We start from the raw sequence: 1397 nt of genomic DNA, 5'->3' as shown, positions 1-1397 counted from the left end.
CGCTGGCAATTAGAGGAGTTAAGGGTAGCTTTGTATGCGCAAGAGCTCAAGACCCCTAGCCCCATGTCTTTGAAGCGCCTTGAAAAGATCTTGGCTAGTTTGCGATAAGTCAATTGGACTACAAATAGAGGGGGATTTGCTCCCGTGGAATGCTTACAATAGTCAGCATGCAAACATTTTTCGCTAATCAAATAATGGGCACTATTTCTACCTTTGCAATTTTTTCTTGCTTGGCTCTTCCCAGCCTCGCTTTTGCACAGGCTAGCCCCGTATCTGCGTCAAAGATTGAGCCTAAAATAGCTGTAGTGCTCAATTCAGGTGAAGCAACGGTCAGCCTAATTGATATGCCTACTCGTACAGTAATTAAGACTGTTGCGGTCGGTAAAGAGCCGCATCACTTGATGTTGACCCCAGACGAAAAAACTCTATTAATTGCCAATGCTGCCGGCAATGACGTCGATCTCATGAATCCAGTGAGTGGTGAGTTGACCGGAAAAATACCTAATATTATTGATCCTTACCAAATTGGTTATTCACCCAATAATAAGTGGTTTGTTGCCAATGGCAATCGTCTTGATCGGGTCGATGTTTATCAAGCGCAGGGTGCCGATCTGAAGTTGGCTAAATCAATTAAATTAGGAAAAACACCAAGTCACGTTGCGTTTACGGCGGATAGCAAAATTGCATTCATCACATTACAGGACTCCAATGAATTAGCAGCGATTGACTTAGATACTCAGGCTGTCCTTTGGAAAATGAAGACTGGTAAATTGCCTGCCGGGATTTGGATGACTCCTGGCGACCAATACATCTTTGTTGGTCTGACCGGTGAAGACAATGTGCAGGTGCTTGATTGGAAGAATCAGAAAGAAGTGAAGCGTATTTACACGGGCAAGGGCGCTCATAATTTCCGACCTTTGGGCGATAAAAAGCATGTCTTCTTAAGTAACCGGGTAGCGTCAACCATTAGCCTAATTAATATGCAGACGCTGGAGAAGGTTGGCGATATTACTGGTCTTCCAGCTGGTCCAGATGATATGGAAATTACGCCGGATGGTAAGACGCTCTGGGTTACCTTACGTTTTTCCAAAAAAGTGGGTGTGATTGATATTCCTTCAATGAAGCTGGTGACTGTGATACCGGTGGGCAAGTCTCCTCACGGCGTTTTCTTTACGCCACGTGCTGGCTGGCAATGATTTCCTTTTGATGCATTTACGCTTTTCTTTTAACGCTTATTTAACGGTAGCATTGCTATCGATTTGGCCTGCGCTTGGACTCGCAGTAGAGGCATCCTGCCCAAAAACAATTTATCTCACATTTGATACGGGCAATATGTCTGTTGCGCAGACAGTTGCCGATATCTTGAACCGTCAACAGGTCAAGGCAACTTTTTTCTT

The 1397-nt window shown here is 44.5% G+C and carries 3 protein-coding genes; all 3 read left to right on the top strand.

The window, feature by feature from the left end; translation table 11 throughout:
• A partial coding sequence (locus tag B7Y67_RS19575) for a DUF3418 domain-containing protein (RefSeq protein WP_367227310.1) occupies positions 1–108 on the top strand: 108 nt, incomplete at its 5' end.
• Between the two features lie 86 nt (positions 109–194).
• Positions 195–1196, top strand: a complete 1002-nt coding sequence (locus B7Y67_RS18120; RefSeq protein ID WP_293599827.1) for a cytochrome D1 domain-containing protein — start codon at positions 195–197, stop codon at positions 1194–1196.
• A gap of 10 nt (positions 1197–1206) precedes the next feature.
• Positions 1207–1397 (top strand): polysaccharide deacetylase family protein (locus tag B7Y67_RS18115; protein WP_293599826.1); only part of this gene is annotated, 191 nt, incomplete at its 3' end.

It is taken from the genome of Polynucleobacter sp. 35-46-11, assembly GCF_002281105.1.
The sequence above is the reverse complement of the archived record's forward strand: the minus strand, read 5'-3'. Positions and strand labels throughout refer to the sequence as shown.

What these genes read in the sequence shown, in the direction of transcription:
- B7Y67_RS18120 (WP_293599827.1), top strand. Translation starts at nt 195, where the DNA reads ATGGGCACTATTTCTACCTTTGCAATTTTTTCTTGCTTGGCTCTTCCC.